15 protein-coding genes and 3 tRNA genes are annotated in these 24,562 nt (G+C 67.6%); 6 read left to right on the top strand and 12 right to left on the bottom strand.

Annotated features, from left to right (window positions below):
* The 4 genes from GVV77_RS05395 to GVV77_RS05380 form a co-directional block, all read right to left on the bottom strand.
* Complete coding sequence (locus tag GVV77_RS05395; RefSeq protein ID WP_159617136.1) at window positions 1-2,046, bottom strand: tetratricopeptide repeat protein; 2,046 nt, start codon at window positions 2,044-2,046, stop codon at window positions 1-3.
* Window positions 2,047-2,323: 277 nt separating this feature from the next.
* A tRNA-Ser gene (locus GVV77_RS05390) sits at window positions 2,324-2,413 on the bottom strand.
* Between the two features lie 74 nt (window positions 2,414-2,487).
* Window positions 2,488-2,973 (bottom strand): pyridoxamine 5'-phosphate oxidase family protein, encoded by a 486-nt coding sequence (locus tag GVV77_RS05385; protein WP_159617134.1) that lies wholly within the window; start codon window positions 2,971-2,973, stop codon window positions 2,488-2,490.
* A gap of 57 nt (window positions 2,974-3,030) precedes the next feature.
* Window positions 3,031-3,543, bottom strand: coding sequence for a nucleoside deaminase (locus tag GVV77_RS05380; protein ID WP_159617132.1), 513 nt, complete (start codon window positions 3,541-3,543; stop codon window positions 3,031-3,033).
* Between the two features lie 23 nt (window positions 3,544-3,566).
* Between GVV77_RS05380 and upp the strand changes: the two genes are divergently transcribed.
* The 3 genes from upp to GVV77_RS05365 all read left to right on the top strand — a co-directional run bounded on the left by upp (window position 3,567) and on the right by GVV77_RS05365 (window position 5,939).
* Window positions 3,567-4,202, top strand: a complete 636-nt coding sequence (gene upp, locus GVV77_RS05375; protein WP_159617130.1) for a uracil phosphoribosyltransferase — start codon at window positions 3,567-3,569, stop codon at window positions 4,200-4,202.
* A gap of 318 nt (window positions 4,203-4,520) precedes the next feature.
* Window positions 4,521-5,342: a winged helix-turn-helix domain-containing protein gene (locus GVV77_RS05370; protein ID WP_159617128.1), complete on the top strand. Its 822-nt coding sequence runs from the start codon at window positions 4,521-4,523 to the stop codon at window positions 5,340-5,342.
* Window positions 5,343-5,399: 57 nt separating this feature from the next.
* Complete coding sequence (locus GVV77_RS05365; protein WP_159617126.1) at window positions 5,400-5,939, top strand: SixA phosphatase family protein; 540 nt, start codon at window positions 5,400-5,402, stop codon at window positions 5,937-5,939.
* A gap of 3 nt (window positions 5,940-5,942) precedes the next feature.
* Here GVV77_RS05365 and GVV77_RS05360 read toward each other — a convergent pair whose 3' ends face one another.
* Both GVV77_RS05360 and GVV77_RS05355 read right to left on the bottom strand, forming a co-directional pair.
* Complete coding sequence (locus tag GVV77_RS05360; RefSeq protein WP_159617124.1) at window positions 5,943-7,361, bottom strand: dihydrolipoyl dehydrogenase family protein; 1,419 nt, start codon at window positions 7,359-7,361, stop codon at window positions 5,943-5,945.
* A gap of 150 nt (window positions 7,362-7,511) precedes the next feature.
* A tRNA-Arg gene (locus GVV77_RS05355) sits at window positions 7,512-7,584 on the bottom strand.
* Between the two features lie 292 nt (window positions 7,585-7,876).
* On the opposite strand from GVV77_RS05355, the gene GVV77_RS05350 reads away from it, so the two are divergent.
* Window positions 7,877-9,763: a phosphoenolpyruvate carboxykinase (GTP) gene (locus GVV77_RS05350; protein WP_159617122.1), complete on the top strand. Its 1,887-nt coding sequence runs from the start codon at window positions 7,877-7,879 to the stop codon at window positions 9,761-9,763.
* A gap of 78 nt (window positions 9,764-9,841) precedes the next feature.
* Here GVV77_RS05350 and GVV77_RS05345 read toward each other — a convergent pair whose 3' ends face one another.
* From GVV77_RS05345 to GVV77_RS05335, 3 genes are all read right to left on the bottom strand, one after another.
* The gene (locus GVV77_RS05345; protein ID WP_159617120.1) at window positions 9,842-10,222 is read right to left on the bottom strand and encodes a thioredoxin family protein; all 381 of its coding nucleotides are present in this window, start codon (window positions 10,220-10,222) and stop codon (window positions 9,842-9,844) included.
* 209 nt (window positions 10,223-10,431) lie between these two features.
* Window positions 10,432-11,445: a pirin family protein gene (locus GVV77_RS05340; RefSeq protein WP_159617118.1), complete on the bottom strand. Its 1,014-nt coding sequence runs from the start codon at window positions 11,443-11,445 to the stop codon at window positions 10,432-10,434.
* Window positions 11,446-11,509: 64 nt separating this feature from the next.
* Window positions 11,510-12,916, bottom strand: coding sequence for a phosphomannomutase/phosphoglucomutase (locus tag GVV77_RS05335; protein WP_159617116.1), 1,407 nt, complete (start codon window positions 12,914-12,916; stop codon window positions 11,510-11,512).
* Window positions 12,917-13,014: 98 nt separating this feature from the next.
* Between GVV77_RS05335 and GVV77_RS05330 the strand changes: the two genes are divergently transcribed.
* Entirely contained in the window at window positions 13,015-15,129 is a 2,115-nt protein-coding gene (locus tag GVV77_RS05330; protein WP_159617114.1) for a RecQ family ATP-dependent DNA helicase, read from the top strand.
* 81 nt (window positions 15,130-15,210) lie between these two features.
* On the opposite strand, the gene GVV77_RS05325 is transcribed toward GVV77_RS05330, so the two are convergent.
* Window positions 15,211-15,298 (bottom strand) — tRNA-Ser (locus GVV77_RS05325).
* Between the two features lie 108 nt (window positions 15,299-15,406).
* On the bottom strand, window positions 15,407-17,488 hold the full coding sequence (locus tag GVV77_RS05320) for a prolyl oligopeptidase family serine peptidase (RefSeq protein ID WP_159617112.1): 2,082 nt from the start codon (window positions 17,486-17,488) through the stop codon (window positions 15,407-15,409).
* A gap of 97 nt (window positions 17,489-17,585) precedes the next feature.
* On the opposite strand from GVV77_RS05320, the gene GVV77_RS05315 reads away from it, so the two are divergent.
* Window positions 17,586-19,550, top strand: coding sequence for an FAD/NAD(P)-binding protein (locus GVV77_RS05315; protein ID WP_159617110.1), 1,965 nt, complete (start codon window positions 17,586-17,588; stop codon window positions 19,548-19,550).
* Window positions 19,551-19,820: 270 nt separating this feature from the next.
* On the opposite strand, the gene GVV77_RS05310 is transcribed toward GVV77_RS05315, so the two are convergent.
* Window positions 19,821-24,278 carry an ExeM/NucH family extracellular endonuclease gene (locus GVV77_RS05310; protein ID WP_159617108.1) on the bottom strand — a complete coding sequence of 1,486 codons (4,458 nt, stop codon included), beginning with the start codon at window positions 24,276-24,278 and terminating at the stop codon, window positions 19,821-19,823.
* Window positions 24,279-24,562: the final 284 nt, after the last annotated feature.

The raw sequence follows: 24,562 nt of genomic DNA, 5'->3' as shown, positions 1-24,562 counted from the left end.
TTAAGATCGGGGCGACGGCTCATTCGACCGATTCTTGTATGTGTCCCACGCTCCGTCGACATCTGCGGCTAAGTACTGGCAGGTGATCAGGGCCCATTGTGTATCAGGGTCGTCCGGTCTCTGGGTAAAGAGCTGAGCGGCATACTCGGACGCTTCCGAGACTTCACCCAAGGCGGATTTGGCCTCTATAAGAATCCGGTAGGCACGTGTCCGACCCATCCAGATGTTGCCGCCGGCGTGAAGGCTGCTTTCTGCACACCGGGCTGCTTCGGCGTAGTCCTCTTGATCGTGGTGAAACTGGGCTGCGCTCAGCCACAGTTCCGGGTCATGCCATCGCTTCGCGCCGCGCTCAGCGGTCGCCGCGGCTTCCGCTAGATTTCCCCGCTCGACATGGAAGTCAATCAAAGAAGTTAATACCTGCCTGCTTTCGAGTTGACGTGAGCGGGCGCGCTGCAGACTGCCTTCAACGTCTCGGAAGACTTCAGAGATCAATCGCAGATCGCCAATTTCCGAGCGGGCTCGGTCCTCCCATGCGGCTACGGGTATTTGCAGTCCTTTTCGGGCCATGCGGCTGGCGATGGACAGCCCTAGCCCAGGGTCGGAGGCGTGGCTGAAAGCCGCTGTCCAATAGGTGTTGGCCTCGACGGTATTGCCTTCGGAGTCGGCAACCAACGCTTCTACCTGGGCTACTACACCTGGATCACTGACATGTGCAATGAGGTCCCGCGCATGAGTGAACTTTCCGAGCTCGGCCGATAGCAGGCAGGACTCGGTCAGTATGGTGTCGCTTGACGCTTCTTGTTCTGTGGCCGTCCCCTCAGGGGGACCTTGGAGCGTCTTCCACGCGTTCGTGTTGTCTCCGAGGAGGCTGTACGCGCGCATGGTGGTCAGTACTGCTTCCGTGCTGTCGACCCGGCAGTTGCGGTATACGTCTCTGGCGATGAGGGCATGGCGGAGTCCGTCCTGCAGATCCCCCAGGTAGTTTGGCTGACTCCGGCGGGAAGCCCGAGCCAGAAGATTTTGTGCAGCATGGAGGTGGGCAGTGCCGGTTCCGTACATGTCGGCAGTCGCTGTAGCTATGGTTGTTGCTTCGTCGTGACCTCCCAGAGCGTTCAATGCGTCGACCAGCAAGAGCCGACGCAGGCAGTCGTCTTCAGGAATCTGGGTCCGCCAACCCTCAAGATGCTCGCGCAAGCCAGCTGCGTCTCCTTCGGCGGCGGATATGAGCGCGCTTAGAAGTGGGTGGGGTGCTTCGCCGGCCAACAACTCTTGTAGGTTCTCCTGATCTAGAGGACCGGCGGACATGGCCTGCTTCGCTTTCCAATAGCTCCTTGGGACTGCTCCCTTAGCAAGCGCCTCCTCATAAAAGCCGGCAGCGGCTACGCGAGCTCCGTAGTCCCTGGCGAGGTTTCCCAGCCAGCACTCGGCTGCGGTTGGTAAGTCGTTCATCCATGCTGGTCGGCGACTTGCCCATGCCTCAATTGTTTGCTTTGGGTCTGGAGATATGACGATCTCAGCGACCGCTCTGGTGACGTTCGGCCAGATCGACGTCAGGTCCTTTGCCTCCACGGCCCGGAAACGGCTCAGGAACCGGAGATTTGGCTCGAAACGCGCATCGTCCGAGTTTCGAGCATCAATGCGCTGGCTTGTTGCTTGATGTGTTGACGTTACAAGGGTCTCGATCTTTTGCCCTTGGACCGCAGTGGCTTCGGCAGGCTTGAGGCTTGCCACATAGCTTTCGGCCAGTATCTTCAACAGCGTTGTGACTTTCGCGTCGTCGAGCTCATGCTTGATGAGCTCAGCGAAGGCTGCCTCGTTTTCCTTCAAGTGATCCCAATCGCCCTTATGAAAGGCTTGGAGAACCTCCAGTTCTTTCAGCAGGCGATGAAGCCGGAAGAAACGAACCTTCACGCCATACAGGCCGGCCCTGCGTGTAGTGCGCCACGACACTTGCCACGGGAGTGTGAGACTTCCAAGGGCTGATGAAGCGACTTGTCCTGCCAGCGGCAACGCAGTCTTCGCCAGCAAAGGCCACTCGATAGCCAAACGCTTCCCCTTTCATGCATGGGAGTTACCCAACGCTAATTACGCAGCCACTGAATGTTAGGTCGGGTTTAAAGACAGACTCCGCATCAGACTACTGCCGTAAGACGCAGACAGGGTTCTGGTCGCAGGCCAGCATTCATTCCCCGCAGCCGGGGCAGTTGATCGCAACTGACCCTCCCCGAAAAATCCGTTACTGCTGCGTTACCGCAGGGTCCAGTAGGGGCAAGACAAAAGGCCCTGCCTCCCTTGTTTACAGGGGAAGCAGGGCCTTCTCAGGTGGCGGTGACGGTGGGATTTGAACCCACGTTGGCTTTTACACCAAACAACATTTCGAGTGTTGCACCTTCGGCCGCTCGGACACGTCACCAACGCCGCTACTTTACCGGGTTGAGGGGCCCGAACCCAAAACAGGGCGCCGCACGGCCCGGGGAGCCGGACGTTTCAGAGGTCGATGACCTCGTTCTTCCCCACGTCCGGCTTGCTTCCGGTAACAAGCCCCTTCACCATCTTGACCGCCGAAACGACCCGCGGGGCGTCCATCGACCAGTACTCGGCGGTGTCGGCGTCGACCTTGATCAGGGCGACGGCGGGATCGTCCCTGCCGTTCTCGAACCACGCCGACACCGAAGGCCCCCACAGCTCGTCGATCTTCGCCTGGTCCCGGGTCAGGGAGGCGGTGCCGGCGATCGAGAGGTAGCCCTTCCCGGTGCTAACCGACACGTTCACCTGCGGATTGGCCCGGATCTCGTCGGCCTTCGGAGAGGGGTCCTCCGTGAAGAACCACAAGTCGCCATCGAAGTCCTTGCCGTGCACCGCCAGCGGGCGGCTGACCAGCTGCCCCTGCGCGTTAGTGGTCGTGAGGATCGCGATGTCGGCCTTATCCAGGATCTTCCGCAGTTCCTGCATGCCTTCCTGCTGGGTATCCATCGATGCTCCTTCGCTTGGCGGGCGCACTGAAAGTTCTGTGCTGAACCAGCCTAGGCATCAGCGCGCGTCGGCGGCACCCGGGCGGTGGGCGGCAAAAAAGTCCTTGAGCAATGCGGCGCATTCGGCTTCGCGCACGCCCGGGAAGACCTCGGTCCAGTGGTTCAGCCGCCGCTCGCGCAGCACGTCGAACACCGATCCGGAGGCCCCCGCCTTGGGATCCCAGGCACCGAACACCACGCGGGGGATCCTCGCGAGTACCGACGCCCCGGCACACATCGCACACGGTTCAAGGGTCACCACCAGCGTGCAGCCCTCGAGCCGCCAGCTTCCCAGCACCCCGGCGGCCTGCCGGATCGCCTGGACCTCCGCGTGGGCGGTCGGATCGCCCAATTCCTCGCGCTGGTTCCACCCGATGCCGACCACGGTGCCGTCCGGGTCGACGACGACGGCGCCGATCGGCACGTCGGCGCTGCCGGCGTCGGCGGCCAGGCCCGTCCGCCCGGCCGCGGCCAGGGCGAGGCCCATCCACCGCACGTGATCGGAGGCGGCACCGGCCGAAGGGATGGTCATGCTCCCAATGGTACTTTTGACCTATGCGCGTACTGGTAGTCGACCATCCCCTTGTGGCCCACAAACTGACCGTTCTCCGCGATAAGAACACGTCGTCGCCGGTGTTCCGGCTGCTGACCGAGGAACTGGTCACCCTCCTCGCCTATGAGGCCACCCGGGAGGTGCGGGTCGAACCCGTGCGGGTGGAGACCCCCGTCGAGACGGCGGTGGGCATCGGGCTGGTCAAGCCGACCCCGCTGGTGGTCCCCATCCTCCGCGCCGGGCTCGGCATGCTCGAAGGCATGACCCGGCTCGTGCCCACGGCGGAGGTCGGCTTCCTGGGCATGGCCCGCAACGAGGAGACCCTCGAGGCCATCACCTACGCCGAGCGGCTGCCCGATGACCTCACCGGACGCCAGGTCTTCGTGCTCGATCCCATGCTCGCCACCGGCGGCACGCTGCGCGAGGCAATCAAGTTCCTTTTCAAGCGCGGAGCCGCCGACGTCACGTGCATCTGCCTGCTCGCCGCCCCCGAAGGCCTCGCGGCTCTGAAGGAGGAACTCGAGGACAAAAATGTCACGATTGTACTTGCCTCGATAGACGAGAAACTCAACGACAAGTCCTATATCGTCCCGGGTCTGGGCGACGCCGGCGACCGCCTGTACGGCGTCGTCGGCTGACTTTAGGTCGCGTTGACCCGCCTAAATCCGCGCCATTCCGCGGAATTAGGGCCTTTGTTACTTGCGCGTAACACAATGTGACGTGCAATAATCTCTCCTGTGAACACCAACTCAACAGCATCTGCAGCCGCAGTTGCCGCTGCGGATACCGCGTCCGTTGCGGGATCGCGCTGTTGTCGAATGCACGCGTAACAGATCTACCCCAACCTGTTTCTGCATCACCGGTCCACGGCGGGCACCACCCCAGCTTCGTCCGGGCCAGGCTTCCCCCCAAGCATTCGCGCCGTTACGACGGCGACCCACTTTGAGGTTGTTTTCATGTCAGTAACTTCGGGCTACGTCCACATCTCCCTCCGCACCCAGCAGAACCGCGGCGCATCCAGGCCGCAATACGGCACTGGCTACCCGTACGGCCCCGGCGCATCTACCGCCCCGCCGTCGTACCGGCCGCTCCAGGCCGTCGGCTCCGAGGCGCATCCGATGACTGCGCCCACCCCCGTCGTCACGCCCAACGGCGTTCCCGGGCCGCAGGCCGTAACCGGGGACACCAGTGCCCGGGGATTCGTCCTGTACGTCGCGCTCGACGAGGAGACGGCCGCCGCCAACGGCACCACCCTCTCCCGGCTCGCCCAGGATGTGCGGTCCTACGTCCGGTCGCTGGTACCCACTGCTGAAAGCCATGCGGCCGTGGCGCTCGCGCCGGCCGACGCGCCGGGTTCGGACATCGACGTCGTCCGTGCGGCCCTCGGTGACCCAACCGTCCGCCGTCCCCGCCCCGACCACCACGGCGTGCATCCCCACGCCTCCGCGCCCCGGCCCACCGGGGTGCTGATCGACCTCTCGCGCCGCGAGGTACACCTCGACGGGCAGGCCCTGAACCTCACCTTCAAGGAATTCGAGCTCCTCAATTACCTCGTGGAGAACGGTGCCCGCACAGTGTGCCGCGAGGAACTGCTGAGCGGCCTGTGGCGCAACGCCGACGAGGTGCCCAACGAGCGCACGATCGACGTCCACATCCGCCGGCTGCGCTCAAAGCTCGGACGCCTCGCGAACACCGTCCGCACCGTACGCGGCCAGGGGTACCGGTTCTACGACCACCCCGAGGTCATTGTCTGGGCGGCACCCGAATACTCCATCTAGGCGGACCGGAAGCCCGCACCCGGCCTCCCGGTCCGGGAGGCCGATAGAATTCGGCATATGGCATCCCATCACCTGAAACGGCTCATGCTGCTGCGCCACGCGAAGGCGGAGTGGGGGGCCGGAGTGGCCGACCACGAGCGTTCGCTCAGCACGCGCGGGCACCTCGATGCGCCGCTGGCCGGGCGCTGGATGGTGGAGAATGACGCCGTCCCCGACCTGATCCTGTGCTCCACGGCCCTGCGGGCCCGGCAGACGTGCACCTGGGTCAGCAAGGAGCTGGGAGACAAGGGGCCGACCCCCAAGCTCGAGGAAGGGCTCTACGCGGCCCGGGCGGTTGAGATCCTCGCCCTGATCAACGCGGTGCCTTCAACCGTGACGAGCCTGCTCGTGGTGGCCCACATGCCCGGTGTGCAGGATCTGGCGATGCGCCTTGCCTCGGTCGATTCCAATGAGGACGCCGTCATGGAGATGGCCACGCACTACCCCACAGCGGGCCTGACGGTTCTCGAGCATGACCGCGACTGGGCCGAACTCGACGGGCGGGACGCCGCCGTGACGGATTTCGTGGTCCGGCGGGCGCGCTCCGCCAGCAGGTAGGTCCTACAGGCCGTACTTCTCAAGCAGCCGCAGCCACACCTCGCTGACCGTGGGGTACGGCGGCACGGCATGCCACAGCCGGTCCAGGGGGACCTCCCCGACGACGGCGATGGTCGCCGAGTGCAGCAGTTCGGCCACGTCGGGCCCGGTGAAGGCGACGCCGACGATCACCTTGCGGTCCTCATCGACGACCATCGTTGCCCAGCCGGTGTACTTGTCGGAGTGGATCGAGGTTCCGGCGACATTGATGGGCAGCGAGGTCTCGGACACCCGGAGGCCGTCTGCCTGCGCCGCCTCGGCCGTCCGCCCGACCATGGCGATCTCCGGATCGGTGAACACCACCTGGGGGACGGCGTACTTGTTGGCCGTTGAGGTGTACTTGCTCCACTCCTCGGCCGTATCGCCCAGCGTGCCCGCGGCCCGAGCCACGATCGCGTCGGCGGTGACCCGGGCCTCGTATTTGCCCTGGTGGGTGAGCAGTACCTGTCCGGCGGCGTCCCCTACCGCATAGAGCCAGGTGGGCCCGTCCACGGCCCGCCCGGTGGGGTCGAAGGTCAGTGTCTTCGGATCCAGCCCGAGTTCCTCGAGGCCAAGGCCCCTCGTATTGGCGGTCCTGCCGGTGGAGACGAGCAGCTTGTCCCCGGTCGCGTGCCGGTTGCCGGCAAGGGTCAGGACGAACCGGCCGTCGTCGTCGAGCCGCACGGACTCCGTAGCGGTGTCGGTCAGAATCTCCACGTTGTCCCGCCGCAGGCCCTTCTCGACGAGTTTGACCCCCTCCGGCGGGTAGTTGCTGAGGAGCTTGTGCCGGGCCACCACGGTGACCCGGGAGCCGAGCCGGGCGTACGCCTGCGCGAGTTCCACCCCGGAGACGCCGCCGCCGAGGACCACGAGGCGTTCAGGCACCTCCTTGGCCGAGGTGGCTTCCCGGGTTCCCCAGTAGTCGAGGCCGGCGAGGCCTTCCACGGGCGGAACGTTCGGCGTCGAGCCGGTCGCGAAGACCACGGCGTGGCGGGCGGTGACAGTGGTGGTCTCGCCGTCCATTTGCACCTCAACCGTGCGCTCGCCCGAGACGCGGGCCGAGCCGCGCAGCAGCGTGATGCCGGCGCCGTTCACCCAGTCCACCTGGGAGGTGTCGTCCCAGTTGTTGGTCATGCGGGTCCGCCGCTCGAGGACCTGCTGTGCGTCGAGCTTCCCCGTGACGGCCTCCTTGGCCCCTGAGACCTCGCGGGCGCGGTTGAGGACGGTCCCGGAGCGCAGCAGGGCCTTGGAGGGCATGCACGCCCAGTAGGAACACTCCCCGCCTACAAGCTCGGATTCGATGAGCACCGAGCTCAGCCCGGCGGCCACCACCCTCCCGGCGACATTTTCGCCCGAGGATCCGGCCCCAATAACGATGACATCGGTTTCCTGTGGTTCGCTCATGTGCAGAGCTTTCCACCTGTATATGGGCAAGGCAATGGCGGGGCCTGGAGCGGGGGAAAAATTACGGTCGGGGAGTGCGTGCCGCCGGAGGGCACGAAAAAGCCCCGGCCGATGACCGGGGCTTTTTACGTCTTACGCTTGGTTCTCCAGTGCGCGCGAAGGGATTCGAACCCCCAACCTTCTGATCCGTAGTCAGATGCTCTATCCGTTGAGCTACGCACGCATCCGGCGGGCAGTTCAGCGGTAACGCTGCTTGTCCTGCCGGGTGGCTGTTTAGCCTTCACCAACTTTACAGGCAAATCGCGGTACCGCCTAATTGCGCCGAAGGCCCTGTTTCAACTAGACCGGTCTATGTGACCTTAATCACATAAGTGCGTTCAGATCATTTTGTGATCCGCGTCATTTCAGGGTTTTTCGTCGCCGGGCCTCGGGGCGGCGACGAAAAAAGGCCCCGGACGGCTCGTGAGGCGCCTTTAGCATCGAAGCACATCTCGCACCCAACGGAGGGAAGACTAATGGGCAATCCCGTGCGCCAGCAGGATCAGGGTCACCAGGGAGGTGCCGGCTCGGACCGGCACGCCGCTTCGGCCACGGACGGCACCGCGGCGCCGACCACCCACGCCCGCCTGCTCGCCTGGGTCGCCGAAACCGCCGAGCTCACCCAGCCCGACCGCGTGTACTGGGTGGATGGGTCCGAGGCCGAGAACACCAGGCTCACCGACGAACTCGTCGAAGCCGGAACGCTTGTCCGCCTCAATCCCGACACTTTCCCCAATTCCTTTGCCGCGTTTTCCGATCCGAAGGACGTGGCCCGGGTCGAGGAGCAAACCTTCATCTGCTCCAAGGACGAGCGTGAGGCCGGCTTCACCAATAACTGGATGGACCCGGCGGAGATGAAGGGCAAGCTGCGCACCCTCTTCAACGGCTCGATGCGGGGCCGGACGATGTATGTCATCCCCTTCGTGATGGGCCACCTTGACGCCGAGGATCCCAAGTTCGGGGTGGAGATCACCGACAGCGCCTACGTGGTGGCCTCGATGCGCATCATGGCCCGGATCGGCACGGACGTGCTGAACCGCATGACCGAGCTCGACGCAGACTTTGTCCCCGCGCTTCACTCCCTGGGCGCGCCGCTGGCCGAGGGTGAAACGGATGTCCCCTGGCCCTGCAACGACAACAAGTGGATTGTCCACTTCCCGGAGGAGCGTTCGATCTGGTCCTTCGGCTCCGGCTACGGCGGCAACGCCCTGCTGGGCAAGAAGTGCTACTCCCTCCGGATCGCCTCGGTCATGGCCCGGGACGAGGGATGGCTGGCCGAGCACATGCTGATCCTCAAGCTCACCTCTCCGCAGAACAAGAGCTACTACCTGTCGGCAGCCTTCCCCTCGGCGTGCGGAAAGACGAACCTCGCACTCCTCGACCCCACCATCGAGGGCTGGAAGGTCGAAACCCTCGGCGACGACATCACCTGGATGCGCTTCGGCAAGGAGGGCGAACTGCGGGCGGTCAATCCCGAGGCCGGCCTGTTCGGCGTCGCGCCGGGCACCGGCTGGGGAACCAACCCGAACGCCATGCGCGCCATCGCCAAGGGCAACTCGATCTTCACCAATGTTGCCCTCACCGACGACGGCGGCGTCTGGTGGGAGGGTATGACCGACGAGACCCCGGCGCACCTCACTGACTGGCGGGGCAACGACTGGACACCCGAGTCCGGAGTGCCCGCGGCCCACCCCAACTCCCGGTTCTGCACCCCCATCGACCAGATCGACATGCTGGCCGAGGAATACTACCGGCCCGACGGCGTCGAACTCTCGGCCATCCTCTTCGGTGGCCGGCGTAAGACCACCGTGCCGTTGGTCACGCAGTCGCGCGACTGGGCAAACGGAATCTTTATGGGCTCGACGCTCTCCTCCGAGACCACGGCGGCGGCCGCCGGGGAGGTGGGCCTGGTGCGCCGAGATCCGATGGCCATGCTCCCCTTCATCGGCTACGACGCCGGAGACTACCTGAAGCACTGGATCACTTTGAGTTCGAAGGCCGACCAGGCGCGGCTGCCGAAGATCTTCCTCGTCAACTGGTTCCGGCGCACGGCCGACGGCGGATTCGCCTGGCCCGGATTCGGGGACAACTCGCGGGTGCTCAAGTGGGTCATCGAACGCATCGAGGGAACCGCCGACGCGATCGAGACTCCGATCGGGTTCGTGCCCACCCCCGACGCCCTCGACCTGACCGGGCTGGATATGACCCCGGCGGAGGTGGAGGCAGCCGTCCACGTCGACTCCGCGGAGTGGGCCGCCGAACTCAAGGGGATCGAGGAGTGGTACGACCGCTTCGGCGAATCCCTGCCCGAGGAGCTGCGCGGTCAGCTCATCGAGCTCAAGGAACGCTTCCAGCTGAGCTGAGCGGAACACCACGAAGCCCCCGTCTCCTCCTAGGAGGCGGGGGCTTCGTGTTCTTATGACCGGCGCGGGTGCCGCGGGTCAGTTGGCGTTCTGCTCGGCTGACTGCTGCTGGGCGACCTGCTCGTGGACGGCCTTCATGTCCAGGCCCTTGACGGCGTCGACCAGTTCGGAGAACTGCGAGGAGTTCAGCGCGCCGGGCTGGGAGAAGACAAGCACGTTCTCACGGAACGCCATCAGCGTCGGGATCGAGGTGATCCCCGCGGCGGCGGCCAGGGAGCGCTCGGCCTCGGTGTCGACCTTGGCGAAGACGACGTCGTCGTGCTGCTGCGAAGCGGCGTCGTAGACGGGCGCGAACTGCCGGCAGGGCGCGCACCAGTCGGCCCAGAAATCGACGAACACGATGTCGTTGTTCTCGATGGTCTCGGGGAAGCTTGCCTCGGTGATGTCGATGGTTGCCATGGGGGTACTCCTTGGGTGGGGTGGATAGGTGCGGCTGCAGCGGCCCAGATGCATCTCGGGGTGCCCGCAGATTTCGGAATCCGGGCCGGAACGGGGATCCCTGCGTCCCGCCGCACACAGGAGGCAGCTGAAACTGCATCCAAGGCTATCCAGTTCTCACGATTTGAGCAAATTACAAGCGTGAGACTAGTTGAGGCATCCCGCAGGACTCAGGAGTTCCGCCGCCCGCCGTCCCTCTGCCGAGGGCGCAGGCGCGCGTTGGGAAGTGCCGGCGCCGGTAGGGGCCGCAGCCCGCTGTCCCCGGGGAGGCCGAAGCGCGGTGCGCCGTCCGGGGGCGCCGCGCCGGGCTCGATTTCGCCAGTCCACGCGGCCCGGAACTCCACGATCTCCTCGTGGGTCCGGCCGACGAAGTTCCACCACATCACAATGTCCTCGCCGAACGGTTCCCCGCCGATGAGGAGCATCCGGACCGGCCCATCCGCGGCTGCGGTGATCTCCACCGCGGCATCTCCGGGGGCGAGGTAGGCGAGCTCGCCGGCCGCGACCGGCGAGCCGTTGACCTCGAGTCTTCCGCTGTCGAGGAGGATGCCGTGCTCGAATTTCGGGGAAACGTCGAAGGAGACCTTCCGCCCGGCCGCGAGCTGGAGCTCGGCGCCCAGCAGGGGCGAGTAGGTGGTGACCGGTGAGGTGGACCCGCCGAGGCCCCCCAGGAACACCGAGAGCGTGTAGCCGTCGCCGGAGACCGGTTCCGGAGCGTAGTGCTCGAAGCCGCGCTCGGTGTGCCGAAAGGCGTCGGGGAGGGCCAGCCACAGCTGGACACCGTGCATCACCGGGGCCGCGGAGGTCGCCACCTCCGAGTGGGAGATCCCCGACCCCGCGGTCATGAGGTTCAGCTCGCCCGGCCGGATGAACGCGTGATTGGCGGCGCTGTCGCGGTGCTCGATCTCGCCGGCGAAGAGCCAGCTCACGGTCTGGAGCCCGGTGTGGGGGTGCGGGGGGACCGACATCCCGCCCCCTTCGCGCACCGGCTCGGGCCCGTAGTGGTCGAGGAAACACCAGGCGCCGATCAGTGAGCGGTCCCGCTGGGGCAGCGTGCGCCGCACGGGCATGGCCCGGGGACCCCCGAGCGGGACCTCGCGCGGGAGCAGGATGTCGACGCGGCCGCGCGCGTCGTCCCCGCTGCTGCACACAACGGGCGTTGGATCGAGTTCAAGGTTGCTCATGGGTGTCTCCATCAGGGGTGCGGAGCGGCCGCCTGAGGGCCGTCCGCTTCCGGTTGCCGCCGGTTCAGCGGCGGACCAGGGCTAGGACCCGGTCGGCGAGATCGTGGAGCGTTTCCGGATCCACGGCTTCGGCGTTGAGCCGAAGATAGGGCTCGGTGTTTGAAGGGCGCAGGTTGAACCACCACTTCCCGGAGGAGGCAGTGAAGGTGACGCCGTCGAGTGTGTCGACGCTGACGCCGTCGTTCTCGAACTCGGCACGGACGCGGGCGATGGCCGCGGGCACGTCGGCGACCTTCGAGTTGACCTCGCCCGTGGAGAAATACGGTTCGTACTCGCGACCCAGCTCGGACAGCGGGCCGTCCTGCTCGCCAAGGGCCGCCAGAACGTGCATGGCGGCGAGCATTCCGGTGTCGGCGAACCAGAAGTCACGGAAGTAGTAGTGGGCCGAATGTTCTCCGCCGAACACCGCGCCCTCCTCGGCCATGAGCGCCTTGATGAAGGAATGACCCACCCGGGTGCGGACCGGCCGGCCGCCTTCGCGGAGGACAAGTTCCGGGACGGCGCGTGAGGTGATCAGGTTGTGGATGATGACGGGAGTCTCTTCGCCGTTGGCCCGGGCCCGCGCGATCTCGCGCCGGGCGACCATCGCGGTGATGGCGCTCGGTGAGACCGGTTCGCCTTTCTCGTCGATGACGAAGCAGCGGTCGGCGTCGCCGTCGAACGCCAGGCCGATGTCGGCCCCGTGCTCGACCACGGCGGCCTGCAGGTCCCTCAGGTTTTCCGGTTCCAGCGGGTTCGCGGGGTGGTTCGGGAAGGTCCCGTCGAGCTCGAAGTAGAGCGGGACGATCTCAAGCGGCAGGGCCGGCAGCAGCTTGTCCCCGAGCACGGCTGGGGTGGTCAGCCCGGCCATCCCGTTGCCGGCGTCGACCACCACCTTGAGCGGACGCGAGGCGGAGAGGTCGACCTGCGCGCGCAGGAACCGTGAGTACTCCTCAAGGACGTCGCGGACGCCGATCTGCCCTGGCTTCTCGACGGCGGGGATGAAGCCGCGGTCGAGGTACTGCTCGGCGAGGGCCTGCACCTCGTACAGGCCCGTCTCCGAGGAGACCGGGACGGCGCCCGGGCGGGTCATCTTCATCCCGTTGTACTGGGCGGGGTTGTGGCTTGCGGTGAAGGTCACCCCGGCCGCGTTGAGCATCCCGCTGGCGAAGTACAGCTCGTCCGTGGAAATCAGGTCGAGCAGCAGGACGTCGGCCCCGCGCCGGGTGGCGCCCTTGGCGAAGGCAGTGCAGAACTCGGGGGAGGAGGGCCGCATGTCACCGCCGACGAGGACGGTCTGTCCCGCGAGGCCGAGGGAATCCACGAAGGCCGCACCGACCGCCGTGACCGTTTCGACGGTGATTGTCTCCCCGACGATGCCGCGCACGTCGTAGGCCTTGAAGGACGCTGAGAGATCCGAGGAAGTGTTCACGCCCGAAGTCTATCGGCACACCCGCCGCCCCTCACCAGGGTTGTGCAGATACGCGCCGCCGGTCTTTTTCCGGGGGTGGCGGCTGGAATACTTGGCCCATGGCCGACACGATCACCCTGTATGACCAGGCGACAGCAATTCTCCGCACCCTCGTGGGCCGTGAGGATGCCCGCTTCCACGACGGACAGTTCGAGGCTATCCAGGCGCTGGTAGAGGGCGGCCGCCGCGCCCTGGTGGTCCAGCGCACCGGCTGGGGCAAGTCCGCCGTCTACTTTGTGGCGAGCCTGCTGCTGCGCTCGCGCGGGGCCGGGCCCACACTCATTGTGTCCCCGCTGCTCGCCCTGATGCGCGACCAGGTGGCGGCCGCCGCCCGGGCCGGCGTCCGCGCGGAGGCGATCAACTCGGCCAACCAGACGGAGTGGCAGGAGGTGACGGCGCGGCTCGAGGCGAACCAGGTCGACGTCCTGCTGGTCTCACCCGAGCGGCTGAACAACCCCGCCTTCCGGGAACGGCAGCTTCCCGAACTGATCCGGCGCACCGGACTCCTGGTGATCGATGAGGCCCACTGCATCTCGGACTGGGGCCATGACTTCCGCCCCGACTACCGCCGCCTCCGCGACCTCATTGGCACCCTTCCGCAGGGAGTGCCGGTGCTTGCCACCACGGCCACCGCGAACACCCGGGTGGTGCACGACGTCGAGGAGCAGTTGGGCACCGGCGGCACCGAAGTCTTCACGCTGCGCGGCAGGCTCTCGAGGGATTCCCTGCGGCTGGGTGTGCTGCGCCTGCCGAGCCCGCGCTCCCGCCTGGCCTGGCTGCTCACCCACCTCGACGACCTGCCCGGCAGCGGCATCATCTATACCCTCACCGTCTCGGCGGCCGAGGACACCGCCCGCCTGCTGCGGGAGAACGGCCACCCCGTGCGGGCCTACACCGGCCGCACCGATCCGGCGGACCGGGAGGCGGCCGAAGCGGCCCTGAAGAACAACGAGGTCAAGGCGCTGATCGCCACCAGCGCCCTCGGGATGGGCTTTGACAAGCCCGACCTCGGATTCGTCGTCCACCTCGGCGCCCCCTCCTCGCCGGTGGCCTACTACCAGCAGGTGGGCCGCGCCGGGCGCGGCACCCCGAACGCGGATGTGCTGCTGCTGCCCGGGCCCGAGGACCGCGACATCTGGGAGTACTTCGCCACCGCCTCGATGCCCTCCGAGCATGCCGCCCAGCGGGTCCTCGCCGCCCTGGAGCCGGGCACCCTGCTGTCCACGCCGGCGCTTGAGGCGCGGGTCAACCTCAAACGGTCACCGCTCGAGCTGCTGCTGAAGGTGCTCGACGTCGACGGGGCGGTCCGCAAGGTCACCGGCGGGTGGGAGAGCACCGGGCAGCCCTGGGGCTACGACGCCGACCGCTACACCCGCATCCAGCAGGCACGCATCGCTGAGCAGCGCTCAATGCTCGACTACGAGAACACCTCCGGCTGCCGGATGGAGTTCCTCGCCCATGCCCTCGACGACCCGACGGCCGCCCCCTGCGGGCGCTGCGACAACTGCGCCGGCCGGTGGTACTCCGACGAAGTGAACCATGACGCCTCCGATAACGCTCAGCAGGCCCTGAGCAGGGTCGGGGTCGAGCTCGAGCCGCGCGGGCAGTGGCCCTCGGGCATGGACAAGCTCGGCGTGCCGGTGAAGGGCAAGCTGAAGCCCGACGAGGTCAGTGCCGCCGGCAGGTCGCTGGCGCGTATGACCGACCTCGGTTGGGGAACCCAGCTGCGCTCCCTGCTGGCCGACACCACCCCGGATGCCCCGCTGGAGCCCGGCGTCATCGAGGCGTGCATCAAGGTCCTTTCCCAGTGGAACTGGGGGGCCCGGCCGGTCGCCGTCGTCGCCATGCCCTCCCGGCGGCACCCCGAGCTGATCGGGTCACTCGCCCAGGCGCTCGCCGGGGTCGGCCGGATCCCCTACCTGGGCACGCTGGGCACCCCCAACGGCTGGCCCGAGGGCGGGCCCGGCGGGAACAGCGCCTTCCGGCTCGCCTCGGTGTGGGACCGCTTCCAGGTGCCGGCAGAGGGACCGGCCTGGTTCGCCGCGAATCCCGGGCCCGTGCTGCTGGTCGACGACCTCGCGGACAGCCGGTGGACCCTCACCGTGGCCGGTCGGGCCCTGCGGCAGGCCGGTGCCGAAGCGGTGCTGCCCTTCGCGCTGGCGCTGCGCGCCTGAACCGTGCGCGCCTGAACCGTGGGCACAGGGCCGGAGAACGCAAAAGACCCCCTGTTCCCAGGGGGTCTTTTGCTCGTAGTGCGGAGACGGGGGGATTTGAACCCCCGGTAGGCTTTAGGCCCACACTTCATTAGCAGTGAAGCCCATTCGGCCGCTCTGGCACGTCTCCAGCGGCTATTGCTAGCCACCCAAGGTTACCCAGAAGGGGCAGCCACAAGCAAAACAGTCCCGCCCCGCCTGGACGGTACGGCACACCGGCGGCCGCCCGGACTTCTTGCTACAGGGAATCGGTCAGCGCCTTCCACAGGAACTCGTAGCTCATCACGTGCATGCGGGCGGCCTGGCGGTTGTCGGAGGCCCCGGCGTGCCCGCCCTCGAGCGCCTCATGGAACCAAACGTCCTTCACGCCCAGGGCCTCCATGCGCGCCGCCATCTTCCGGGCCTGCACCGGCCCCACCCGGTCATCGCTCGTCGCGGTCCAGATCAGGGTCTTTGGGTAGTCCACTCCGCTGCGCAGCAGGTGATACGGGGAGAAGGTGCGGATGAACTCCCACTGCTCGGGCTGATCCGGGTCGCCGTACTCGGCGATCCAGGAGTACCCGGCGGAGAGCTTGGTGTAGCGGCGCATGTCCAGCAGCGGCACGCCACAGGAGATCGCGCCGAACAGTTCCGGATAGCTGGTGAGCATGTTGCCGACCAGCAGGCCGCCGTTGCTGCGGCCGGTGCAGCCGAGCAGCGCCGGAACGGTGACTCCACGCTCCACCAGGTCGCGGGCGATGGCGGCGAAGTCCTCGTAGGCACGGTGCCGGTTCTCCTGCAGCGCCGCGGCATGCCAGCCGGGGCCGTACTCGCCGCCGCCGCGGATGTTCGCCAGCACGTACACCCCGGCGCGGCCATCCGGCGTGCGGCGCTCAAGCCAGCCCCTGCCGATGACGCCGCTGTAGGCCGGGGTCAGGGCGTGCTCGAAGCCGCCGTAACCGGACAGGAGCGTCGGATTCGCGCCGTCGAGCACCAGGTCCTTCGCCGCGACCTGGAAGTAGGGGACCTTCGTGCCGTCCGCGGACAGCGCGAAGTGCTGCTCCACGGCGTACGCGCTCTCATCGAAGAAGGACGGGGTGGCCTTCACCGGCCGATGGTCCGAGCCGATGGTGCCGCGGCTGAGTGTCGAGGGGGTGAGGAAACCGGTCGAGACCACCCAGTAGTCGTCGCCTGCCTCCTCGTCCTCGTCGTCCACGGCATAGGCGTCGACCGTGTGGAGGGCCGGTGCGTCGAGGGACTCCGCGGACCACCCGTCGGCCGGGTCGAGGATGAGGATCTCCGAGGAGACATCGCGGAGCAGGTTCAGCAGGAGGTAGTTCCGGGTCCAGCTCCAGGACTGCAGCGACGTCGAGGCGTCGGGCGTGAAGAGCACCCGCAGCGTCCGGTCGCCGGCGAGGAAGTCCTCGAAGCCGATGACGAGCAGCGATCCGGCCGGGAACGTGGTGCCGGCGACTCTCCAGTCGGTCCGCGGCCGCAGCACCATCCATTCGCGGTGAAGCGAGACATTGACGTCGTCGGGCAGGTCAAGCTGGACCCACTCCCCGCCGCGCCGGACGTGGGTGCGGTGCGAATAAAAGTCGATGGTGTCCATGGCAATGTCCCGCTCGAACCCGGGCGTCGAATCGTGGACCACGACCGCCATCATGTGCTCGGCGGGAATCTCGAAGTAGAGCTCGGCGTCGGAGAGGTCTTGTCCCCGGGTGAGGGTGCGCACGGTGCGCGGGTAGGAACTCGACGTCATGGAGCCCGGACCGAAGTCCGTGCCAACGTACAGCGCATCCGGGCCGGCCCAGCTGATTCGGCTCTTCGCCGTCGGGATGTCGAAGCCGTCCTCGATGAAGGACCGGGTGGTGACGTCGTACTCCCGGTAGCGGGCGGCGTCGCCGCCATCTGGGGAGAGCACGACCAGCGCGCGGGTGTACTCCTGCCCCTCCGGGGGCCGCAGGAAGAGGGCCCCGCCCCACACCCACTCGGTCTCCTCGGACGCGCTCAGGGCATCGACGTCGAGCAGGATCTCCCACTCCGGGTCCTCGGTGCGGTAGCTCTCCCAGCTGGTGCGCCGCCACAGGCCCTTGGGGTGGGCGGCATCGCGCCAGAAGTTGTAGTAGTGGCCGCCGCGCTTGGCGACCATCGGGATCCGGTCGGTGGAGTCCAGGACCTCGAGCACCCCGCCCTCAAGCGTGAGGAACCCCGGATCGATGAGCATTCCCTCGGTGACCGCGTTCTGCGAGCGCACCCACTCGAGCTGGCGCTCGCCGTAGATGTCCTCGAGCCACAGGAACTCGTCGTCGGCGGTGGTCTGCTCGGGTGCGCTGTTCATAATGCCATCCTAAGCAGTGCCATCCCCGGCGGGGGTGGGGGCGCGGGCGCGGGGCGGCCCGGCCGGGACCACCCCGGCGGTTCGATAGGCTTGGGCCATGATCAGCATGGAGGGCGCGGAAGTTGCCGTTATCGGTGGCGGGCCCCGCGGCACCTCCGTCCTGGAGCGCCTGATAGCGCATCGGAATGCCTCCGCCGGCCCCCAGGAGCCCCTCACCATCCACATTGTGGACCCGTTCGACCCGGGTCCGGGGCACGTCTGGCGCACCGATCAGTCACGGCTGTTCCTGATGAACACTCCCTCCCTCTTTCCCACGGTGGTGCCGGTCGGCGAGGCGGCGGCGGAGGTTCCGGCGTCACCGGTACCGGTCGACTTCGACTCCTGGCGCACACTGGCCGAGGCCGGCGGCGTCGAGGGCCTGACCCCGGAGGAGACCGCCGAAGCCGCGCGGGTCGGCAGCGCCGGGTTCCCCAGCCGCGCACTCTACGGGCGCTACCTGGCCTGGGTGTACGCGGCGCTGATTGCCGATCCCGGCGAGGGCGTGACGGTGATCCACCACCGGCGGGAGGCGCTTTCGCTCCGGCGTGCCGGTGCCCGGTGGGAGCTTCAGCTCGACGGGGGAGAGGTCCTCGGCGTCGACGGCGTCGTTCTCGCCCTCGGGCACCTTCCCGCACGCCTCAACCCCGAGCAGGGTGTGCTGCAGGACGGCGCGGCGCGGTACGGGCTTCAGTACTGGCCGCCTGCCGTGCCGGGGGACCTCGACTGGAAGCGGCTTCCCGCGGGCAAGAGCGTGCTCGTGCGGGGGCTGGGGCTCAACTTCTTCGACGTCATGATCCAGCTGACCGAGGGCCGTGGGGGACGGTTCACCGACGACGGCAGCGGCCAGCTCGCCTACACGCCGTCGGGGCGTGAACCGGTGCTGATCGCGGCCTCCCGCCGCGGCGTCCCCTACCGGGCGAAGGCCGCCATTACGAGCTACATCCCCCGGGGCATCAGCCTTTCCTACTGCACCGTCGAGACCCTCGGCGCCTTCGCGGAGGCCGGCATCCAGCCCGGATTCGATCACGACGTCTGGCCGCTGCTGCACCGCGACGTCCTCGCGGCGTACTACCGCACCCTCGCCCGCGTCCGGCCCGACGCCTTCCTCCGCCCGGCCGACGCCGCGCTCGCGGAGCTGCGGACCGCGCTGGATATCGCCGGGCCGGGCTGGCTGCCGGCGCTTCAGGAGTTCCTTGACCGCAACGTGCCGGCGGAACTGCAGTTGAACGTCGAGGCCCTGGCGCAGCCGTTCGCCGGCCGGCGCTTCGCCGACAGTGCCGCCCTGACCGAGGCGGTGCTGAACTATCTCGATGAGGACGCAGCCGGTTCCGCCCGCGGGGAGGACGACCCACTGAAGATGGCGATCGGGGCGATGAACGCCGGCCGGACCGTGATCAAGCAGGTCGTCGCCGACGGCGGGCTCACCGATTCGGGTTGGTACGCCGAGCTGCGCGGCTGGTTCGAGCCGCTGGTCGAGGGCCTCGCCAGCGGGCCGCCGCCGCTTCGCATCGCGCAGCTCGCGGCCCTGGTCCGGGCGGACCTGGTGCGGTTCGTCGGGCCCAACCCGCTGTTCGCCCTCGACCCCGACGACGGAGTCTTCCGGGCCTCCTCGCCGTGGGTCGGGGACCCGGGCTTCACTGCCGGGTATCTGGTCGAGGCGATGATGCCGGCGAACCAGGTATCGACGAGCCTGTCGGTGCTGATGCGGCAGATGCTCGAGGAGGGCGTGGTGCGTCCCCACCTGCGGATGGCCGAGGACGGGGTGCCCGTCGTCTCGGCCGGACTGGACGTGACACTGCCGCCCTACCGGCCGCTCAGCGGCACCGGCGAAGCGCAGCCCGGGCTGTACGTGTGCGGGCTGCAGCTCGCCTCGGTGCAGTGGGGCGCGGCGATCGCGGCCGAGGCGGGGGCCTCCCTCAACGCGGGGGCTCGGACCCTGCAGGATGCCGACGCGATTGCGGAGGCGCTGATCGCGTCCTTCCGGGACTCCCCGGACCTGCAGACGGCGGATGCCCGCGCCTGACCTATCCCTCTCTCTTCCCGTCGAGTGTGCGGATCACCACGTACTGCGCCGTCGTCCTCCCCCGTCGAGTGTGCAGATCACCACGCTCTGCGCCGCCCTCCCCCCGTCGAGTTTGCAGGTCACCACGCTCTGCGCCGTCCAAAGGGTGGTTAGCTGCAGTTTCGGCGGTGGTGAGGAAGGCTCGACGGCGTGGTGATCCGCCCCTTAAACAGCTCCGGGCCTGCGCGGATCACCGCACAGGCCCGGAGGTTTACGTCAGGGCTGGAACCGTCAGCTGCGACCCGGAGGGGTGCACTTCTTGCTGCCGGGCTTGTCGTCGCCCTTGACCGGCTTGTCGGCCTTGGGCCCGTTGCCCTTGCCGCACACCGGCTTCTCGACGACCACGGGTTCGGCCGTGACGAACAGCGTCACCGTGGTCTTCGATTCGGCGGCGGTGAGGACGATCCGCCCGGGGCCGTTCGCCGTCGTCGGGATGGTGACCGTGACGGCGGCCGACCCGGCCGTGACCGGGGTGTTCCCGAGATCGACGCGGACGCCGTCCGCTCCGACATGCGCCGCGCTGAGCGAGGTGTTCACCGGGCTTCCGAGCGAGGTCAGGTCGAGCTTCGACACCGTGAAGGAGGCCTGGCCACCGGCCTGGACCGTCGTCGGTGCGTTCTGCACGAGCACGCCGCGGCGGTCGAAGGACGGCGACAGCGGGCTGCTGGCCTTCAGGTAGGAGATCCACGCGTCGCGGTCCACCAGCCCGGAGTCCCGTACGTCGGTGCCGTCCTTGAAGGCGGTGAAGTTGTCGCCGCCCTGCGCGAGGAAGCTGAACGTGCCGATCCGGTAGCCGCGCGCCGGGTCGATAGGCTCGCCGTTCACCGTCACCGAGGTGATCCGTGAGCCGCGCTCGCGTGCCGGGTCGTAGGTGTAGCTGACGTTGTCCGAAAGGCCCAGGGCCAGGAACGACCGCGAGCTGCCCTCGGGCTGCCACTGCTGTTCGAGCAGCGCGGTGAGCTGCGCACCGGTCAGCGTGGTGGTCCAAAGGTTGTTGACGAACGGCAGCACCGCGTTGGCCTCGGCGTAGGTGATGACGCCGTCCGCCCCGTAGTACAGCTCGTTGCGCAGTCCACCGGGGTTCGAGATGCCGATCTCGGCGCCGCCCCGCTCGGGGGCGGAGAGGCTGGCCTTGAGGGAGTCCGCGACGAGGTTGCCCAGCGTCGATTCCGAGGACCGGTCGTCACGGGTGGTCCCGATGAAGGCGGTGGTGATGTCGGCGGTCACCGATGCCACCGGCTGGCTGCCGATGACGGCCGCCTGGGCCAGGGCCGCGTCGACGATGCGCTTGACCTCCGCGACCCGCGGGTAGGTGGCGACGAGGGTGTCGTTCGCCTCCGTGGTGCGGGCGACGTTGCGGGCCGTGTACGACTCGACGTCGCCGGTCGCGCTGTCGACGGTCAGGGTGATCTGTCCGATGAACTCGCCGTAGGAGCCGGTCTGCACGATGGGGCGGGTCTTGCCCTCGGCACCCGGAATCGGTGCGTCCCACGCGTACTGCTTGTGGGTGTGCCCGGTGTAGATCGCGTCGACCAGGGGGTCCGTGAGGGTGACGATGTCGGCGAACGCTCCGCCGGCCGCGACCTCCTCCTCGATGGTTCCGCCCTCGACCACACCGTCCCCGGCGCCGTCGTGGTACTCGGCGATGATCACGTCGGCGAGATCCTGCGCCTCGATCTCCTTCGCGACGCGGTTGACGGCCTCCACCGGATCACCGAACTCGATGTCGGCGATGCCGCCCGGGCTCACCAGGGTGGCCGTGGACTCGGTGACGGCACCGATGACGGCGACGTCGACCCCGTCGAGCTCAAGCAGGGTGTACTCGTCGAGCACCGGGTCCTGGGTGCCCTTGGCGTAGACGTTCGCGCCGAGGTACGGGAAGTCCGCGGCTTCGTCGACCCGGCCGAGAAGGTCCTGCAGGCCGCCGTCGAACTCGTGGTTTCCGACGGCGGAGGCGCGCAGGTCCAGCGCGTTGAGGACATCCAGGGTCGGCTTGTCCTGCTGCAGCGACGAGGCGAACAGCGACGCGCCGATGTTGTCTCCGGCCGAGAGGAACGCCGAGCTGCCTTCGGGGAAGGCCGCCTTCAGCTTCTCGACGGTGCCGGCGAAGCGCACAGTGTTGGCGTCGATGCGCCCGTGGAAATCGTTGATGTTCAGCAGGTTCAGTTCGCTGGTGCCGTCGCCCAGGTTCATTCCGACGATCACCGGGTCGTGGTCGCTGGAGCGGTAGGGATTGGGTGCGTAGTAGTTGGTGATGTTGCTGTTGTAGCGGCTGTACTCAAGCGCGACGGATTCGACGGCGTTGATGTTCCAGGTGTCCACTCCCGCCACCGTGGCGTCGGCGGCAGGGGAGGCGAGGATGTGGTCGAGGGAGCCGACCAGTCCGCCGAACACGTACGAGTGTCCGCCGGTCTTGATGCCCTGGTTGACGTACCCGGCGTCGTAGAGCACCCGCATCGGGTCCTCGGCGGAGTAGGAGTTGAAGTCACCGGTCAGGAACACCTTGTCGGTGCCGGTGCCGGCGTCGGCCTTGAGCCGGTCGGCGAACCCGACGAGGGCGCGGGCCTGGAGGACGCGGGCGGCGTTCCAGGCGCCCTGCCCGTCACCGGAGTCGGCGTTCTCCCCGGTGCGCGGGCCCGAGCCCTTGGACTTGAAGTGGTTGGTGATCGCGAGGAAGCGGCTCTCCTCGCCGCCGTCGACGGTCTCGAAGGCCTGCGCGAGGGGCTTGCGTGCGTTCGCGAAGACCGTGTTGTCATCGAGGATGACCGAGTCGCCAATGGGCTTGGCCGCCGCCAACTTGTAAATGAACGCGGTGCGGATGACATCCTCGTTCTCCAGCGCCGGCAGCGCCGCGGGGGAGCGGACGTAGTCCCAGACCCCCGGCGTCTGCTCGTTCAGGGCCGCCGTCAGCGTCGCCAGGGCGCTGTCCCGGTCCTTGCCGAACTTGGCCGAGTTCTCGACCTCGGCCAGGCTCACGACGTCGGCGCCAAGCCCGGTGATCGCCTTGACGATCTTGGCTTCCTGGCGCTCAAAGTTCTCGGCGTTCGCCGCTCCGCGCACGTCGCAGCCGCCGCGCACCGTGATGGGGTTGCCCTGGCGGTCGTTGTTGAAGGTGCAGGAGGCGAACTGGTCACCGGTGGTGGGGAAGTAGTTGAGCACATTGAACGACGCCAGCTTCAGCGAGCCGCCGACGTCCTTCGGGCTCGCCGGGCGCTCGCCGCTGAAGGCCACCGGCTGGACGGTGCCGGCGTTGGCGGGCGTCAGCTCGGTGAGCGGCTGGAACTTCCAGGCGGTGTTGCGGTAGTCGAGTACGACGGGCGAGGTGAATTTCGCGTTCGACGTCACCCGGACCGGCTGGTCCATCGTGAGGTACGGAAGCGGCTTGTCCCGGTTGGCGTCGTTGAAAAAGTTCGTCGTCGCGCCGTCGTCGAGTGCGATCCGGCGGGCGGCGTTGTCCGCGGCGACGGCGGCGTTCTCCGGCGTGCCCGGTGCCGCGGCCTCGGTGGGCTGCAGCAGGGGAGTGGTGCCGGCGGCGAGGGTGATCTCGCCGTACTGGTTGAGCGCGTAGTTGTCGGTGACCGTGAAGTCGCCGGCGGGCTGGAAGAGCATGCCCTCGTAGGCCTCGCGTGCGGTGTCGGTTGCGGGCAGCGAAAGTGCCGCGGCCTTGACCTCCTCGGCCGGTTCGGCGAGCTTCGTGGTTCCGCCGGCGGTGACGGTGAGCTGGGTCAGGCCGAAGAATTCACCGGCCGTTCCGGTGACCTCGACAAAGTCGCCGGCGGCAACGGAGCCCACGGTGGCAGGGGAGTAGACGAAGATGGCGTCCGAGGCGTTCTGCCCCTCGGCCGCTGAGGTTCCCGCGGTCTGCAGGTAGAAGCCGGCGAGACCGCCGGTGGGGTAGGCGGCGGTGACCTTGCCGCGGGTCGTCACCGTGGTCCCCTTGAGCGGGGTCTCGGTGCCGGTGCCCTGGATCTCGCGGATGGGGACGACCTGCCCTGGGACCGGAGGTTCGACGGGCGGCTCCACGGGAGGCGGCGTCGCCGTCCCTGTGGAGTTGGTGGGTGTTACGGTCGTCGCGAGGGTGAAGTCGGCGGCGTTGTTGTTCGTGTCGGCGCCGTTGGTGCGGTTCATCGAACTCTGCCCGCCGCTCGGGCCGGTCGCCCGGGCGCCCTCGAACGTGTTGGAAGTCCCGTAGCCGAGCAGGTCCACCACGGCGGCGTGGCCGACGACGGAGTCGGTGGGCAACGGGTTCACGGCGGCGGCCTGGCGGGACAGGAGGATCGTTCCGGAGCTCCCGCTGGCGTTGAGTGAGCCCTTGACGTCCGGAGCGGGGAGGGTCTGGCCGGTCGTTCCATTGCTTGAGCCCTGCACCAGGAAGTACCCCCGGGCGGGGATCGTGCCGGTCAGCGGAGTGATGCCGGTGGGTGCGGCGGTGCCGGTCGCGGACCGGTACTGCAGGGACCACCCGTCGACGCTGACGGGGGTGTCGGTGGGGTTGTACAGCTCAACGAACTTGCTGACGTACGGCGCGCCGGTGCTGCCGCCCGTTACATACGCTTCGTTGATGACGACGCCGCCCGTGCTGGCCGGCGTCGCTTCCTCGGCGCTTGCCGGGAGTGCTGCTGCGGGCGCGGCGAGCAGTCCCACCGTCAGCACCGAGCACAGCGCGCCTTTCCATGGCGAATTGATCATTCGGTAGAACTCTCCTTGAGACTGGCTGGTGTTCAGCCGGTGAGTCCGCGGGCCCGCACTGATGGTCCGGACGGCGGTTGGTGATGGCTTAGACAGTATGGGTCACCTGTGACATACGTGACTAGTGATAATCCAACTAACTAAGGGTGAACAAGAGGTAGCCTCCGGGGAAGTGGCGGGGAGGCAATTACTGGACTTTTCGCGGAGCATCTTGACAGCGCACATCGCCCGGCGCAGCGAGTTGGCAGGTAACCACGCTATGGCGCGCCTGGAGGGTGGTTATC

Origin of the sequence: Arthrobacter zhaoguopingii, from assembly GCF_009828605.1 — a bacterium.
GTDB lineage: Bacteria > Actinomycetota > Actinomycetes > Actinomycetales > Micrococcaceae > Arthrobacter_D > Arthrobacter_D zhaoguopingii.
This window is presented reverse-complemented; position numbering and strand designations above follow the sequence as displayed.

What these genes read in the sequence shown, in the direction of transcription:
- GVV77_RS05310 (WP_159617108.1), bottom strand. Translation starts at nt 24,278, where the DNA reads ATGATCAATTCGCCATGGAAAGGCGCGCTGTGCTCGGTGCTGACGGTG.
- GVV77_RS05315 (WP_159617110.1), top strand. Translation starts at nt 17,586, where the DNA reads ATGATCAGCATGGAGGGCGCGGAAGTTGCCGTTATCGGTGGCGGGCCC.
- GVV77_RS05345 (WP_159617120.1), bottom strand. Translation starts at nt 10,222, where the DNA reads ATGGCAACCATCGACATCACCGAGGCAAGCTTCCCCGAGACCATCGAG.
- GVV77_RS05365 (WP_159617126.1), top strand. Translation starts at nt 5,400, where the DNA reads ATGGCATCCCATCACCTGAAACGGCTCATGCTGCTGCGCCACGCGAAG.
- GVV77_RS05385 (WP_159617134.1), bottom strand. Translation starts at nt 2,973, where the DNA reads ATGGATACCCAGCAGGAAGGCATGCAGGAACTGCGGAAGATCCTGGAT.
- GVV77_RS05340 (WP_159617118.1), bottom strand. Translation starts at nt 11,445, where the DNA reads ATGAGCAACCTTGAACTCGATCCAACGCCCGTTGTGTGCAGCAGCGGG.
- GVV77_RS05360 (WP_159617124.1), bottom strand. Translation starts at nt 7,361, where the DNA reads ATGAGCGAACCACAGGAAACCGATGTCATCGTTATTGGGGCCGGATCC.
- GVV77_RS05320 (WP_159617112.1), bottom strand. Translation starts at nt 17,488, where the DNA reads ATGAACAGCGCACCCGAGCAGACCACCGCCGACGACGAGTTCCTGTGG.
- GVV77_RS05370 (WP_159617128.1), top strand. Translation starts at nt 4,521, where the DNA reads ATGTCAGTAACTTCGGGCTACGTCCACATCTCCCTCCGCACCCAGCAG.
- GVV77_RS05330 (WP_159617114.1), top strand. Translation starts at nt 13,015, where the DNA reads ATGGCCGACACGATCACCCTGTATGACCAGGCGACAGCAATTCTCCGC.
- GVV77_RS05350 (WP_159617122.1), top strand. Translation starts at nt 7,877, where the DNA reads ATGGGCAATCCCGTGCGCCAGCAGGATCAGGGTCACCAGGGAGGTGCC.
- GVV77_RS05380 (WP_159617132.1), bottom strand. Translation starts at nt 3,543, where the DNA reads ATGACCATCCCTTCGGCCGGTGCCGCCTCCGATCACGTGCGGTGGATG.
- upp (WP_159617130.1), top strand. Translation starts at nt 3,567, where the DNA reads ATGCGCGTACTGGTAGTCGACCATCCCCTTGTGGCCCACAAACTGACC.